Annotated in this window: 12 protein-coding genes; 7 read left to right on the top strand and 5 right to left on the bottom strand. The window is 73.9% G+C overall.

The genetic code is table 11. The features are described 5' to 3' along the window. On the top strand, window positions 1-2,202 hold the full coding sequence (katG, locus tag ACQP2P_RS23345) for a catalase/peroxidase HPI (RefSeq protein WP_433604036.1): 2,202 nt from the start codon (window positions 1-3) through the stop codon (window positions 2,200-2,202). 79 nt (window positions 2,203-2,281) lie between these two features. After that, complete coding sequence (locus ACQP2P_RS23340) at window positions 2,282-2,686, top strand: nitroreductase family deazaflavin-dependent oxidoreductase (protein ID WP_433604035.1); 405 nt, start codon at window positions 2,282-2,284, stop codon at window positions 2,684-2,686. 91 nt (window positions 2,687-2,777) lie between these two features. On the opposite strand, the gene ACQP2P_RS23335 is transcribed toward ACQP2P_RS23340, so the two are convergent. Then, window positions 2,778-3,890, bottom strand: coding sequence for a hypothetical protein (locus tag ACQP2P_RS23335; RefSeq protein ID WP_433604034.1), 1,113 nt, complete (start codon window positions 3,888-3,890; stop codon window positions 2,778-2,780). An 86-nt stretch (window positions 3,891-3,976) separates the two neighbouring features. Then, complete coding sequence (locus tag ACQP2P_RS23330; RefSeq protein WP_433604033.1) at window positions 3,977-4,198, bottom strand: hypothetical protein; 222 nt, start codon at window positions 4,196-4,198, stop codon at window positions 3,977-3,979. Between the two features lie 106 nt (window positions 4,199-4,304). Between ACQP2P_RS23330 and ACQP2P_RS23325 the strand changes: the two genes are divergently transcribed. Then, window positions 4,305-7,136 (top strand): GH92 family glycosyl hydrolase, encoded by a 2,832-nt coding sequence (locus ACQP2P_RS23325; RefSeq protein WP_433604032.1) that lies wholly within the window; start codon window positions 4,305-4,307, stop codon window positions 7,134-7,136. A 75-nt stretch (window positions 7,137-7,211) separates the two neighbouring features. After that, entirely contained in the window at window positions 7,212-8,093 is an 882-nt protein-coding gene (locus tag ACQP2P_RS23320) for an alpha/beta fold hydrolase (protein ID WP_433604031.1), read from the top strand. Here ACQP2P_RS23320 and ACQP2P_RS23315 read toward each other — a convergent pair. Then, a complete protein-coding gene (locus tag ACQP2P_RS23315) occupies window positions 8,051-9,364 on the bottom strand; it encodes an MFS transporter (protein WP_433604030.1) in 1,314 nt (437 codons plus the stop codon). The two genes, ACQP2P_RS23320 and ACQP2P_RS23315, sit on opposite strands and share 43 nt — an antisense overlap. 44 nt (window positions 9,365-9,408) lie before the next feature. Between ACQP2P_RS23315 and ACQP2P_RS23310 the strand changes: the two genes are divergently transcribed. The 3 genes from ACQP2P_RS23310 to ACQP2P_RS23300 are packed head-to-tail and all read left to right on the top strand — an operon-like array spanning window position 9,409 to window position 12,203. Next, window positions 9,409-10,059, top strand: coding sequence for a TetR/AcrR family transcriptional regulator (locus tag ACQP2P_RS23310; RefSeq protein WP_433604029.1), 651 nt, complete (start codon window positions 9,409-9,411; stop codon window positions 10,057-10,059). A 33-nt stretch (window positions 10,060-10,092) separates the two neighbouring features. Continuing rightward, complete coding sequence (locus ACQP2P_RS23305) at window positions 10,093-11,397, top strand: flavin-containing monooxygenase (RefSeq protein ID WP_433604028.1); 1,305 nt, start codon at window positions 10,093-10,095, stop codon at window positions 11,395-11,397. After that, entirely contained in the window at window positions 11,388-12,203 is an 816-nt protein-coding gene (locus tag ACQP2P_RS23300) for an SDR family NAD(P)-dependent oxidoreductase (RefSeq protein WP_433604027.1), read from the top strand. Before ACQP2P_RS23305 ends, ACQP2P_RS23300 begins: the two co-directional genes overlap by 10 nt. Window positions 12,204-12,215: 12 nt before the next feature. Here ACQP2P_RS23300 and ACQP2P_RS23295 read toward each other — a convergent pair whose 3' ends face one another. Beyond that, complete coding sequence (locus tag ACQP2P_RS23295; RefSeq protein ID WP_433604026.1) at window positions 12,216-12,506, bottom strand: hypothetical protein; 291 nt, start codon at window positions 12,504-12,506, stop codon at window positions 12,216-12,218. Beyond that, entirely contained in the window at window positions 12,506-12,808 is a 303-nt protein-coding gene (locus ACQP2P_RS23290; protein ID WP_433604025.1) for a DUF1905 domain-containing protein, read from the bottom strand. The genes ACQP2P_RS23295 and ACQP2P_RS23290 overlap by 1 nt, the downstream gene beginning before the upstream one ends. Window positions 12,809-13,099: the final 291 nt, after the last annotated feature.

The following is a 13,099-nucleotide window of genomic DNA, read 5'->3' as shown; positions in this document are numbered from 1 at the left end:
GTGTCTGACAACAAGGACGTGACCGCCAGCACCAGCGAGAGCGAGAACCCGGCCATCCCGGCCCCGACCGCCAAGGCTTCGAGCCGGCCGCGGACCAACCGGGACTGGTGGCCCAACCAGCTCGACCTCTCCGTGCTGCACCGGCACTCGGCGCGCGCCAACCCGATGGACGGCGACTTCGACTACCGCCGCGAGTTCGCGAAGCTCGACGTCGAGGCGCTCAAGCGCGACCTCACCGAGCTGATGACGAACTCGCAGGAGTGGTGGCCGGCCGACTACGGCCACTACGGGCCGCTGTTCATCCGCATGAGCTGGCACGCGGCCGGCACCTACCGCACCGCCGACGGCCGGGGCGGCGGCGGCAGCGGCGCCCAGCGGTTCGCGCCGCTCAACAGCTGGCCGGACAACGCCAGCCTCGACAAGGCGCGCCGGCTGCTGTGGCCGGTCAAGGAGAAGTACGGCCAGAAGATCTCGTGGGCCGACCTGCTCGTCTTCGCCGGGAACGTGGCCTACGAGTCGATGGGCTTCAAAACCTTCGGCTTCGGCTTCGGCCGCGAGGACATCTGGGAGCCCGAGGAGATCTTCTGGGGGCCGGAGGACACCTGGCTCGGCGACGAGCGCTACAGCGGCGAGCGCGACCTCGCCGAGCCGCTCGGCGCGGTGCAGATGGGCCTCATCTACGTCAACCCGGAGGGGCCGGCCGGCGTGCCGGACGCGCTGGCCTCCGCGCGGGACATCCGCGAGACGTTCGGCCGGATGGCGATGAACGACGAGGAGACCGTCGCGCTCATCGTCGGCGGGCACACCGTCGGCAAGGCGCACGGCGCGCACGACCCGGCGCACCTGGGCCCGGAGCCCGAGGGCGCGCCGATCGAGCAGCAGGGCCTCGGCTGGAAGAACCCGTCCGGCACCGGCAAGGGCGCCGACGCGATCACCAGCGGCCTCGAGGGCGCCTGGACGAACGCGCCGACCCGGTGGGACAACGGCTTCCTCGACAACCTGTTCAACTACGACTGGGAGCTGACCACCAGCCCGGCCGGGGCCAAGCAGTGGACCCCGAAGGGCGGCGCGGGCCAGGACACCGTGCCCGACGCGCACGACCCGTCCCGGCGCCACGCCCCGATGATGCTCACCTCCGACCTCGCGCTGCGCTTCGACCCCATCTACGGGCCGATCGCCAAGCGCTTCCACGAGCACCCGGAGGAGCTCGCCGAGGCGTTCGCGAAGGCCTGGTACAAGCTGCTGCACCGCGACATGGGGCCGGTCTCGCGCTACCTCGGGCCGTGGATCCCCGAGCCGCAGCTGTGGCAGGACCCGGTGCCGGCCGCGACCGGCACGCTCAGCGCGGACGACATCGCCGCGCTCAAGGCCCGCCTGCTCGACTCCGGCCTGTCCACCACCCAGCTCATCGCGACCGCGTGGGCGGCGGCGGCGAGCTTCCGCGGCACGGACAAGCGCGGCGGCGCCAACGGGGCCCGGCTGCGCCTCGCGCCCCAGAAGGACTGGGCGGTCAACGAGCCGGATCAGCTCGCGACGGTACTGCCGGTGCTCGAACGCATCCAGGCAGAGTCCGTGTCCGAGTCCAGGCCCGTCTCCCTGGCCGACCTCATCGTCCTGGGCGGCTGCGCGGCCGTCGAGCAGGCGGCGCGGGACGCGGGCCACGACATCACCGTGCCGTTCACCCCGGGCCGCACCGACGCGACGGCGGAGCAGACCGACGTCGAGTCCTTCAAGGTGCTCGAGCCGCGCGCCGACGGCTTCCGCAACTGGGTGCGCCCCGGTGAGAAGCTGCCGCCGGAGGTCCTGCTCGTCGACCGTGCGTTCATGCTGAACCTGAGCGCGCCCGAGATGACCGTGCTCGTCGGCGGCCTCCGCTCGCTCGGCATCAACCACGGCGGCACCGCGCACGGTGTGCTCACCGACCGGCCGGGCACGCTGAGCAACGACTTCTTCACCAACCTGCTGCGCGCGGGCACCGAGTGGTCGGCGTCGAAGTCGGACGAGAACGTCTACGAGGGCCGGGCCGCCGACGGCACCGTCACCTGGACCGCGACCGCCGTCGACCTCGTCTTCGGCTCGCACTCCCAGCTGCGCGCGATCGCCGAGGTCTACGCGAGCGCCGACGCGAAGGACAAGTTCGTCCGCGACTTCGTGAAGGCGTGGGACAAGGTGATGAACCTGGACCGCTTCGACGTGGCGTGATCCGCACGAGGGGTGAGCGGCACCGGCCGGTGCCGCTCACCCCTCGCCGCGCGCAGGGCGATCGTGTTCTGATGGATGCGTGAGCGACTGGAACACGCAGATCATCGAGGAGTTCCGCGCCAACGGCGGTAAGGTCGGCGGACGGTTCGAGGGCGGCACGCTGCTGCTCATCCACCACCGCGGCGCCCGGACCGGCACGGAACGCGTCAACCCCGTGGCCTACCTGCCCGACGGCGATCGCATGGTGATCGTCGCCTCGGCGGCCGGCGCGGACAAGAACCCCGACTGGTACCACAACCTCAAGGCCAATCCCGACACCACCGCCGAGGTCGGCACCGAGACCGTCGACGTGCACGCCGAGGAGATCCTGGGCGAGGACTACACGGCGACGTGGGAGCGGCTCGTGGCCCGGATGCCCGGCTTCGACGACTACAGGAAGAAGACGACGCGGCGCATTCCGCTGTTCGCCCTGACCCGCATCTGATCGACGCGGCGGCCGGGGCCCGCGTCCCGGACCCCGGCCGCCTTCGCGCTGGAATGCCCATCACGGCCCGAGGACCGCCGGGCGTTGACGCTCAGGCGACGTAGGCGGGTGTGCTCGTCGCGCTGGTGAACATCTTCGGCTCGCCGACGTACCGGATCCGCCAGGAGCCGGCCGCGGGCTGGTCGAACTCCTGCGAGAACGGCCGGGTGGGGTTGCCGGGCAGGTCGATGGTCGCGACGGTGTGCCAGTTGCCGGTGCCGGTCTTCGAGTACTGGATGTCGACCGACGCGCCGGCCGGGCTGCCGCCGGCGAACTCCAGCTGCCCCTGCACGTACACCTTGCCGTTGTCGGTGTCGCGGACCGCCAGGACATTGGTGACGGTCACCCGGCTGACGACGGTGACCGTGGTCTGCGTGGTCGTGTTCGTCGTGATGAACGGATCGGGGCTGTACGCGCCGGCCCGCAGGGTGCCGGTGCTCCCCGGCTGGATGCTGAGGCTGTAGTTCCCGGCCGCGTCCGTCGTGGCCCGGCCGAGGATCCCGACGCAGGTGGTCGGGTACAGGCAGGACGCGACCACCACGGATGTGTTCGCCCAGGGCTGCCAGCCGGTCGGCGACTTCCACGACAGGTTCCCGCTCACCGCGATCGGGTCGCCGTGGATGACCGTCCGGCGGTCGAGGCGCATCGTCAGCCTCGTCGGCGCCTGCTTGATGAGCGGCGCGGGGGTCTGTGCGAAGGCCTGCGCGTAGTACGGCCGCGCGGGGTCGTCGCCGGTGTAGACGCTCGCGTCGTCGTACTGGTCCTGGACCTGCGTGGTGAAGGCGAACCTTCCGTCGGCGCCGGACATCGTCTCGGGGATGTCGCCGTCCCCGGTCATCAGCTCGACGGGGAAGGCGCCGACGGGGGCGATCGCCTGCGTGCCCGGCCAGCGGCCCATCAGCCGGCCCGAGACCTTCATGTCGCGGTGTCCGTAGGTGACGGAGCCGGTGGCGGCGACGTTGTCGAAGTACATCTGGACCGAGTAGGTCAGGTATCCGGCGGCGGGCAGCGTCACGTGCCCGCCGGCCTGGTCGGTGATCTCCACGTCCAGTTGGCAGGAGCACAGGTCGGGCAGCGTGATCTCGCCCGACCGCCAGATGCCGTCGGTGACGTCGCCGCTGTCCAGGCTGAAGTCGGTGACGTCGGCGAGGCGCAACAAGACCATCCCGCCGGCTCGTGCCAGCGGGCAGCGTGGGCCGGCGGGCCGAACCCACGCCGGAGAGCGGCTGAATCTAGCACCGACGAGGATCGTTACGCCGACCCGTTTCGGGCACCGATGCAGGCGTCCCGCCTGTGATGACGGCGGTCCCGGCGCGGGGTGGGCGTCGCGTGACCGCCGCCGTCAGCAGCGGGCCCGGCCCAGCTCGCGATCGATGTGCCGCTGCCGCGCATCGCGAAGCTTCCGGTAGTCACGCCGGTATCGGCAAGCTGCAAATTTTTACAAAACTTGCCCTTGTCATCGATCACGGGCATTGTTAGCTTCCTTTAGGGATCGACGAAGGTCGTTGACCCGTTCCCGCGCCGCGCTCCCGCCGGAGCCCCGCGGCGGCGCAGCCATCCCTCCAGGAGGCGTATTTCCGTGCGTCCACAAGCCCTTCGGCGTGCCCTGACGGCCTCGGCGGCACTCGCCGTGGTCGTCAGCGCCGTCCAGCTCAGCGCCATACCCGGCGCGAGTGCCGCGGTGGCCGATCCCGCCGCCACCGTCGACACGCTCATCGGATCCGCCAACTCCGGTGAGACCTTCCCCGGGGCCGACACGCCCTTCGGCATGGTGCAGTGGAGCCCCGAGAACACCCGCGGCGACCAGACCCGCACCCCGCAGCCGGGCGGCTACGACTACAACGTCACCCGCACGCGCGGGTTCAGCCTCACGCACATGTCGGGCACGGGCTGCGCCGGTGGATCCGGGGACATTCCCATGCTGCCGTACCCCGGCACGGTGAGCTCGTCGCCCTCCTCGGACACCACCGACGCGACGTACGCGAGCGGCTTCCAGCACGCGAACGAGACCGGCACCGCGGGGTACTACCGCGTCGGGCTGGACTCGGGCGTCAACGTGGAGCTGTCGGCCACCACCCGCACGGGCGCGGGCCGGTTCACGTATCCGACCGGCAAGACCGCCTCCCTGCTGGTGCGCACCTCGAACTCCGAGGTCGGCTCCAGCGCCGCGACGACCACGGTGGACAGCGCCAACCGGGTCATCAGCGGGTCGGTGACGAGCGGGAACTTCTGCGGCTACATCAACACCGAGGACCGGCGCAGCTACTACACGCTGTACTTCTACGCCGCCTTCGACAAGCCCTTCGCGAGCACCGGCACCTGGCAGGACGGCACGCTGTCGCCCGGGTCCACGAGCTCGAGCGGCGGCACCACCTACGGCACCGCCGGCTGGCCGCCCGCGGGCAAGGGCTCCGGCGCGTACGTCTCCTTCGACACCAGCTCCGGCCAGGCGGTCGGGGTCCGGGTCGGCATCTCCTACGTCAGCGCGGCCAACGCCAAGGCCAACCTCGACGCCGAGAACCCGGCCGGCACGACGTTCGACACCGTGCGGACCCGGGCCCACGACGCCTGGAACGCGGAGCTGAACCGGGTCGCCGTCACCGGCGGCACGAGCGCGCAGCAGACCACGTTCTCCACCGCGCTGTACCACTCCCTGCTGCACCCCAACGTGTTCAGCGACGCCAACGGGCAGTACCGCGGGATGGACCAGGCCGTGCACACGGTCTCCGGGGCGCAGCACGCGCAGTACGCGAACTTCTCCGGCTGGGACGTCTACCGCGACCAGGTCCAGCTCGTCACCCTCCTGCGGCCCGACATCGGCGCGGACATCGCCCAGTCGCTGCTCAACCAGGCGAACCAGAACAACGGCGTCTGGGACCGCTGGACACACAACCAGGGCGGCACGCACGTGATGACCGGCGATCCCGGCCACGCGGCCGTGGCGAGCATCTACGCCTTCGGCGGCACCACGTTCGACGCCGCGGGCTCGCTCAGCTCGATGGTGCACGCCGCGACGACCGTGACCGCCGCGGACCTGAGCCGCACCGGCTGGAACGTGATGGTGGTCGGCGAGCGGCCGTCGCTGGACAAGTACCTGTCCATCGGCTATGTGCCGTCGGACGGCAACGCGTGGGGCGGTGCGGGGGAAACCCTCGAGGACGTCTCCGCCGACTTCGGCATCGCGCAGCTGGCCGGGCGCCTCGGCGACACCGCCGACGCCGCGGCCTTCCTCGACCGCGCGCAGCACTGGAAGAACGTGTTCAACCCCGCGACCGGCTACATCCAGCAGCGCAACTCCGCCGGGGCCTGGCAGTCGTTCGACCCGGCGAGCTCGGACGGGTTCGCGGAGGGCAGCGCGGCGCAGTACACCTGGATGGTCCCCTTCAACGTGAACGGCCTGTTCGCCCGGATGGGCGGTGCGGGGCCGGCCGCGTCGCGCCTGGACGCGTTCTTCCACAACAGCGACGGCAGCTGGGCGCTGTCCAACGCCGGCGGCACCAAGTCGGACCTGAGCAACGAGCCGTCGATCGGCACGCCGTGGCTCTACGACTTCGCCGGCCAGCCGTACAAGACGCAGCAGACCGTCCGCCAGGTCGTGAACACGCTGTGGTCCAGCGCGCCGGGCGGCATTCCGGGCCAGGACGACCTCGGCGCGATGTCGTCGTGGTACGTCTTCGCGGCCATGGGCGTCTACCCGCTCACCCCCGGCCGCGGTGAGCTGCTGCTGGGCAGCCCGCTGTTCAGCCAGGTCGTGATCCACCGCGGCAACGGCGCCGTCATCACCATCAACGGCACCGGCGCCGCCACGAACGCGCCCTACATCCAGAGCGCGAAGCTCAACGGGGCCACGACCACCAGACCGTGGCTGCCGGAGAGCCTGCTCGCGGCCGGCGGTACCGTCGAGCTGACCCTCGGCACGACCGCGAACACCTCGTGGGGCAGCGCCGCCGCCGACGCGCCGCCGTCGTTCGACCCGGCCCCGCCGGCCTCGTCGAACCTGGCCCTGAACAAGCCCGCCACCGCGGACTCGTCCTGCAACGCCGGCGAGGGCGCGGCCAAGGCGGACAACGGCAGCGTCTCGGGCGGCACCGGCGACAAGTGGTGCTCGACGGGCGCCTCGAAGTGGTGGCGGGTCGATCTCGGCGCCGCGGCCACGGTCAGGACGATCACCGTCCGGCACGCCGGGGCCGGCGGGGAGCCGGCGTCGTGGAACACCAGGGACTACGACGTGCAGGCGTCCAGCGACGGCACGACGTGGACGACGGTCGTGTCGGCCCGCGGGAACACCGCGAGCGTCACGAACCACGCGGTCGAGGTCTCGGCACGGTACCTCAGGCTCAACGTCATCACCGCGGAGCAGTCGGGCACCGGCGGCGCCGCGCGGATCTACGAGTTCGAGGCGTACGGCTGACGAACGGGTGCGCGACGGCCGGGACGTGACCGCTCTCTCAGCCACCGAACGGTGAGGCTGTCCTAACCTATTCGCGTGGCGGAGCATTCGTACGGCGAGAGCGGCTGGGCCGGAACCGGAGACGGACGGCGGCTGCACTACATGACCCGCGGCGAGGGCGAGACGACCGTCGTGTTCGCCTCCGGCATGGGCCTGTCCCGCTCCGTCTGGGGCCTCGTGCAGCCGCTCGTCGCCGCCCGGACCCGCGCCGTCGTCTACGACCGGGCCGGCACCGGGCGCAGCGACGACGACCCCGAGCCGCTCACGCTCGGCCGGATGGCCGCGGACCTCGACGCGCTGCTGCGGGCGCTCGGCGACGGCCCGTTCGTCCTGGTCGGGCACAGCTGGGGCGGCCCGCTCGTGCGCGCCGCGGCCGCGGCCGAGCCGGACCGCGTCCGCGGGCTCGTGCTGGTCGACCCGACGGACGAGCGGTGCGAGCTGTACTTCGCCAGGGCCGCCCGCCGCCGCTTCGCGCTCACGCGCCGGCTCGTCGCGGCGATGGCGCGCACGGGGCTGTACCGTCCGATGGCCGCGCGCCCGGGGATGGTCCAGCCGCCGGACGTGGCGGCCGAGCACCGGGCCGAGGACTTCACGGTGCGCGCGGCGCGGACGATGGCGGCCGAGCTGAAGTGCCTGCTCGAGGATCTCGGGCCGCTGCGGGCCGAGCCGCCGAGCCTGGGCGACCTGCCGGTGACGGTCATCTCCGGCACGGCCCCGGCCCGGTTCGACCGCGGGGTGCGGGCGGCCGTGACCGACGCCCACCGCCGCACGGCCGACGCCCTGCCGAACGGGCGGCTGGTCCCGGCCCAGGCGTCGGGGCACCTGGTCATGTTCACCGAGCCGGAGCTCATCGCGGCCGAGGCCCTGCGCCTGGTTTACACCGCTGCCCGGGTTGAGGCCGAGGCGTCGAGGCGGTAGCGGCGCTGGAGCACGATCGCGGCGAGCATCAGCGCCGCCGGGACGGCACCGAAGCCGAGCCGGATCCAGGTGACCGCCGAGGCCGGCTGGGCCGTCGCGTCCGCCCCCGCGACGAAGCCGCCGAGGGCCAGGCACGCGGCGTAGACGTACGGCCCGAGCGCCCCGCCGAGCGAGTCCGCCGCGGTCCACACGCCCGTGTAGCTGCCCGCGCTCTGCGGGCGCCCCGAGGCGGCCACGACGTCGGGCAGCATCGAGAACGGCAGCAGCTGCAGCGCGGCGAACGCGACCCCGAGCACGGCCACCGCGGCCACGAGCACCGCCACGCCCGCGGCGGCGCCGGCCGCGAGCACGGCGCACCCGGCGACGAAGACGGCCTGGGCGAGCAGCAGGCCCCGCTGCTTGCCCCAGCGGCGCGCGAGCGCGACCCAGGCCGGGGTCGCGAGCAGGGCTGGGGCCAGGAACGCGGCGACGAGGACCGTGGTGAGCCGGGGGCGGCCGAGCTCGTACTCGGTGTAGTAGGGCACCGCGGCGAGCACCAGGTGCGAGGTGGTCGACATGGCCAGGTAGGAGGCGGCGAGCGGGCGGAACTGGCGGTCCCGCAGCGCCGCGAGCAGCGCGGGGCCGGACCGCGGGCGCTCCAGCGGGGCCGCGGCGGCGAGCCGGCCCACGCCCGCGACGCCGGCCAGCATCGCGGCGAGCATGAGCCCGCCGAGGACGAGGGCCATGGTGGCGTAGCCGGCCCGGGTCGGGTCCTCGCGCCCGGCGAGCAGCGGGGCGGCGAGGCCGCTGGCGAGGATGCCGACGGTCAGCACCACCATGCGGAAGCCCATGAGGCGGGTGCGCTCGTGGTAGCCGATCGCGAGGTCGGCCGGGGTGGACAGGTAGGGCACCTGGTAGGCGGCGAACAGCAGGTTGCCCGCGACGAAGGCGACCGCGACCCAGCCGGCCGCGGCGGGGCCGGAGAGCCCGGCCGGCACCGCGAACAGCGCCGCGAACGGCAGGACCAGCGCGCAGCCGGCCAGCAGCAGGCGGCGTCGGCTGCCGTGGCGGGCCAGGCCGGCGTCGGAGACGGTGCCCACCCACGGGTGCAGCACCACGTCGGCGATCTTCGGCACGAGCAGGGCGGTGCCGGCCAGCAGCGGGGCCACGGCGAGGACGTCGGTGAGGAAGTACAGCAGCAACAGCCCCGGCACCGTGATCCAGATGCCCATGCCGAAGGAGCCGGTCGCGAACGCGGCCAGGCCGCCTCGGGGTAGCCGCCTGCCGTCCATCCCGCCCCCCAGGTTATCCAACGGTTGATGGATACTAGGCGACGATGGAGCCTCAGCACACCCCCCGCCGCGGACCGGGCCGCCCCCGGCGCGACGAGCGCGCCGCGACCCGCGAGTCGATCCTGCGGGTGGCGGTGGGCCTGTTCGCCCGGCACGGGTTCGCCGCGGTGAGCCTGCGCCAGGTCGCCGAGGCGGCCGGCGTCGACGTGGCCACCGTGCACCACCACACCGGCGGGAAGGCGGCACTGTACGAGGCCTGCTTCGGGCTCGTGCACGACGCCGAGCGGGCCGCGCTCGGCCCGGTGCTCGCCGACGCGCGCCTGGCGCTGCCGGGCGGGGCAGACGCCGTGCTGCCGGTGCTGCACCGCCTGGTCGACACGTTCGTGGACTTCCTGGAGGCGCACCCGGAGAACACCGGGCTGTGGCTGCGGCGCTGGCTCGACCCGGCCGGGCACGAGGGGCTCGACGAGCGCTACTCGGCGCCGCTGTACGCCCAGGTCGCCGACCTGCTCACGGCGGCCGACGCGGCCGGCGTCCTGCACGAGCCCGACCCGCACACGGCGGTGCGCAGCCTCATCTGGGCCCTGCACGCGCACGCCGTGCACGTGCTGCACGAGGGCCCGGACCCGGACCGGCAGCGCGCGGCGCGCACGTTCGCGCATCGATGGCTGCGGCGGATGTACGGCACGGCTTGACCGCCGCCGACGTCTCGGCGCATTATCCATCACGTGTTGGATAAACCGGTCGTCGTCATCGGCGCGGGCCCGGCCGGCCTGGCCACGGTGAAGGCGCTGCGCGACCGGGACGTCCCCGTCGTGTGCCTCGACGCCGGCGAGCGCCCGGGCGGCCTGTGGGTGTTCGGCGCACCCGGCTCGTCGGCCTACCGCACGCTGCACCTCAACACCAGCCGCACCCGCACCGAGTTCGCCGACTTCCCGATGCCCGCCGACTGGCCCGACTACCCGGACCACGAGCACGTCGCCGGCTACCTCGCCGCCTACACCGACGCGTTCGGCCTGGCCGAGGACATCCGCCACGGCGAGACCGTGACCGCGGTGACCCGGGTCGCCGACGGCTCCTGGACCGTCTCCACCGCGACCGGGACCTGGCAGACCCCGGCCGTCGTCGTCGCCACCGGCCACAACGCGGTGCCCCGGCCGCCCGAGCCGATGTACCCGGGCCCGTTCGGCGGCGAGTCCCTGCACAGCCACGACTACCGCGGGCCGGAGCAGCTCGCCGGGCGCCGGGTGCTCGTGGTCGGCGGCGGGAACTCGGCCATGGACATCGCCGTCGACGCCTCGCACGTGGCCGTCTCGACCCTGCTGTCGCTGCGCCGCGGGGTCTGGATCGTGCCGAAGTACCTGCTCAGCCGGCCCGCCGACACGCTCAACGGCGCGCTGGCCCGCAGGCTGCCGTGGCGGCTGCGGCAGCGGGTCAGCGAGCGGCTGCTGCGCCTCGCGGTCGGGCCGCCGCAGCGCTACGGCCTGCCGGCGCCGGCGCACGGTTTCCTGCAGGACCACCCGACCCTGTCCGACGGCCTGCTCCCCCGGATCACGCACGGGGAGATCGGCGTGCGGCCCGGCATCGAGCGCCTCGACGGCGACGCGGTGTGCTTCACCGACGGCCGCCGCGACCCCGTCGACCTCATCGTGTGGTGCACCGGCTACCGGGTCGACCTGCCGTTGCTCGACCCCGCCCTGCTGGGCCCGGGGGCCGACCGCCTGCCGCTGTACCGCCGCATCTTCCACCTCGACGCGCCCGGCCTGTTCTTCGTGGGCCTCATGCAGTCCACCGGCGCCGCGCTGCCCGTGGTCGAGGCGCAGGCCCGGCTGGTCGGCGCCTTCCTGGCCGGGCGGTATGCCCTCCCGCCGCCGGCCGTGCAGCGCGCGGACTGCGACCGACACCTGCGCGCGGCGACGCGGCGCTGGGGCTCGCGGCGGCCCGCCATGCGCGTCGACTTCGACGTGTACCTCGCCGAGGCCGCCGCCGAGCTGCGGCGCCGATCCACGGAAGGGGACGTGCGATGGCGCTGACGCTGCACGGCCGCCGGGTCCTGATCACGGGCGCCTCCGGCACGTTCGGCCGGGCCCTCACCGAGCGCCTGCTGGCCTCGGGCGCGCAGGTCGTCGGCCTGGACCTCGTGCCCTCCATCACGAGCCCGGCCCCGATGCTGCGCTGCGACCTGACCTGCGACGCCGAGGTGCCGCCGGCCGTCGAGCACGCGGTGGACCTCCTCGGCGGCCTGGACCTGCTCATCAACAACGCGGGCGTGGGCGGCCCGGCCCCGGCCGAGCTGCCCCCGGGCGAGGAGGTCCGCCGCCAGCTGGAGGTGAACCTGCTCGCCGCCTGGCGCACGAGCGCGGCGGCGATCCCGGCCCTGGAGCGCGCCCGCGGCCGGGTCGTGTTCGTGGCGAGCCGGATGGCCGTGCTGCCGCTGCCCCTGGCCGCCGCCTACGGCGTGAGCAAGCGCGCCCTCGCCGCCTACGCCGACGCGCTGCGCCTCGAGGTCGGCTCGCACATCGGCGTCAGCGTGGTGTACCCGAGCATGGTCGCCTCCCCGATCCACGACGCCACGGCGCGGGCCGGCCTGTCCCTGGAGGGCGTCTCGCGCCACGAGCCGGTCGCGGGCGTCGTGGCCGCGATCCTGCACGCGGCGACCGCGAAGCGCCCGCCCCGCGACGTGGCCACGACCCCGCGCGGCCGCGTCGAGATGGCGATCGCCCGGCACCTGCCGTCGCTGGCCGCCGCGATGGTCACCCGCACCGTGCGGGCCCGCCTGGCCGCCGGGGACCTCGACGCCGCCGAGCTGGCGTCCGGCATGCGCCGCCGCGCCCGCTGAGCCGCCCGGCCGCTAGTGCAGGGCGGCGGCGACGAGCACGGTCAGCAGGCCCGCCGCCCACAGCAGCAGCGTCCGGCCGGCCAGGCGCCGCTGGCGCTCGCGCGCCCGGGCCCGCAGGAGCGGCACGGCGACGACGCAGGACCCCACCAGCACGGCCGAGCCCGCGAGCCACACGACCCGGGCGGCGCCGAGATACAGGTGAGCGGCGCCGGACAGCAGGGCGATCCACGTCGTGGCGAACGTCAGCCAGGCCGGTGCGCGGCGGACCTCGCGCCACGGGTCACGGCCGTAGTCGCCGGACACTAGGGCGCGTCGAGCAGCTCGACGCTCACCGCGGCCGTGTCGCCGAGCCCCAGGCCCTGGGCGGTGCGCACGGCGCGCTTGAGCGGCAGCACGTACGGGCCGTCGCCCGAGGGAAAGATGGACGTCCTCCACGCCGTGGTGCCGATCCGCGCCCGCACGCGCACCGAGCCGAAGCCGCGCCGCGTGCCGGCGGTCAGCTCGCGGATCTCCTCCGAGGGCTCGACCGGCAGGCTCACGAAGACCCAGGAGTCGCCGCGGCGGGCGTCCCACTCCCACAGCTCGGCCTCGAACTCGACGATCATGGGCTCAGCATCACACATCCGCGGCCGCGCAACCATGCCGTGAGGGCCGGGCCCGCCAGCACCTCGCCGCCGACCGCCGCCGCGCCCGACACGCGGCCCACCGCGCCGTTCAGGGCGGCGCCGTCGAGGCGGACGCCGGCCAGGCGCAGCGGGGCGTCGCGCAGGTCGAGATGTCGGCCGGCGCCTGCACGTCCCAGCCCTGGCCCGCCGCGTCGACGAGCTTGCCCAGGTCGCGCTCCGACGCGGGGCCGCCGGCGGACTCGACGGGAGCCTCGAGGGCGCGCTGGACGT

Origin of the sequence: Dactylosporangium sp. CA-139114, assembly GCF_050955725.1 — a bacterium.
Lineage (GTDB): Bacteria > Actinomycetota > Actinomycetes > Mycobacteriales > Micromonosporaceae > Dactylosporangium.
Note: the sequence above shows the minus strand (reverse complement) of the source record. Positions and strands in the feature narration are given on the sequence as shown.

Excerpts from the sequence above, each read along its gene's own strand:
- ACQP2P_RS23335 (WP_433604034.1), bottom strand. The coding sequence starts at position 3,890 with ATGGTCTTGTTGCGCCTCGCCGACGTCACCGACTTCAGCCTGGACAGC.
- ACQP2P_RS23310 (WP_433604029.1), top strand. The coding sequence starts at position 9,409 with ATGGAGCCTCAGCACACCCCCCGCCGCGGACCGGGCCGCCCCCGGCGC.
- ACQP2P_RS23290 (WP_433604025.1), bottom strand. The coding sequence starts at position 12,808 with ATGATCGTCGAGTTCGAGGCCGAGCTGTGGGAGTGGGACGCCCGCCGC.
- ACQP2P_RS23300 (WP_433604027.1), top strand. The coding sequence starts at position 11,388 with ATGGCGCTGACGCTGCACGGCCGCCGGGTCCTGATCACGGGCGCCTCC.
- ACQP2P_RS23330 (WP_433604033.1), bottom strand. The coding sequence starts at position 4,198 with ATGCCCGTGATCGATGACAAGGGCAAGTTTTGTAAAAATTTGCAGCTT.
- ACQP2P_RS23315 (WP_433604030.1), bottom strand. The coding sequence starts at position 9,364 with ATGGACGGCAGGCGGCTACCCCGAGGCGGCCTGGCCGCGTTCGCGACC.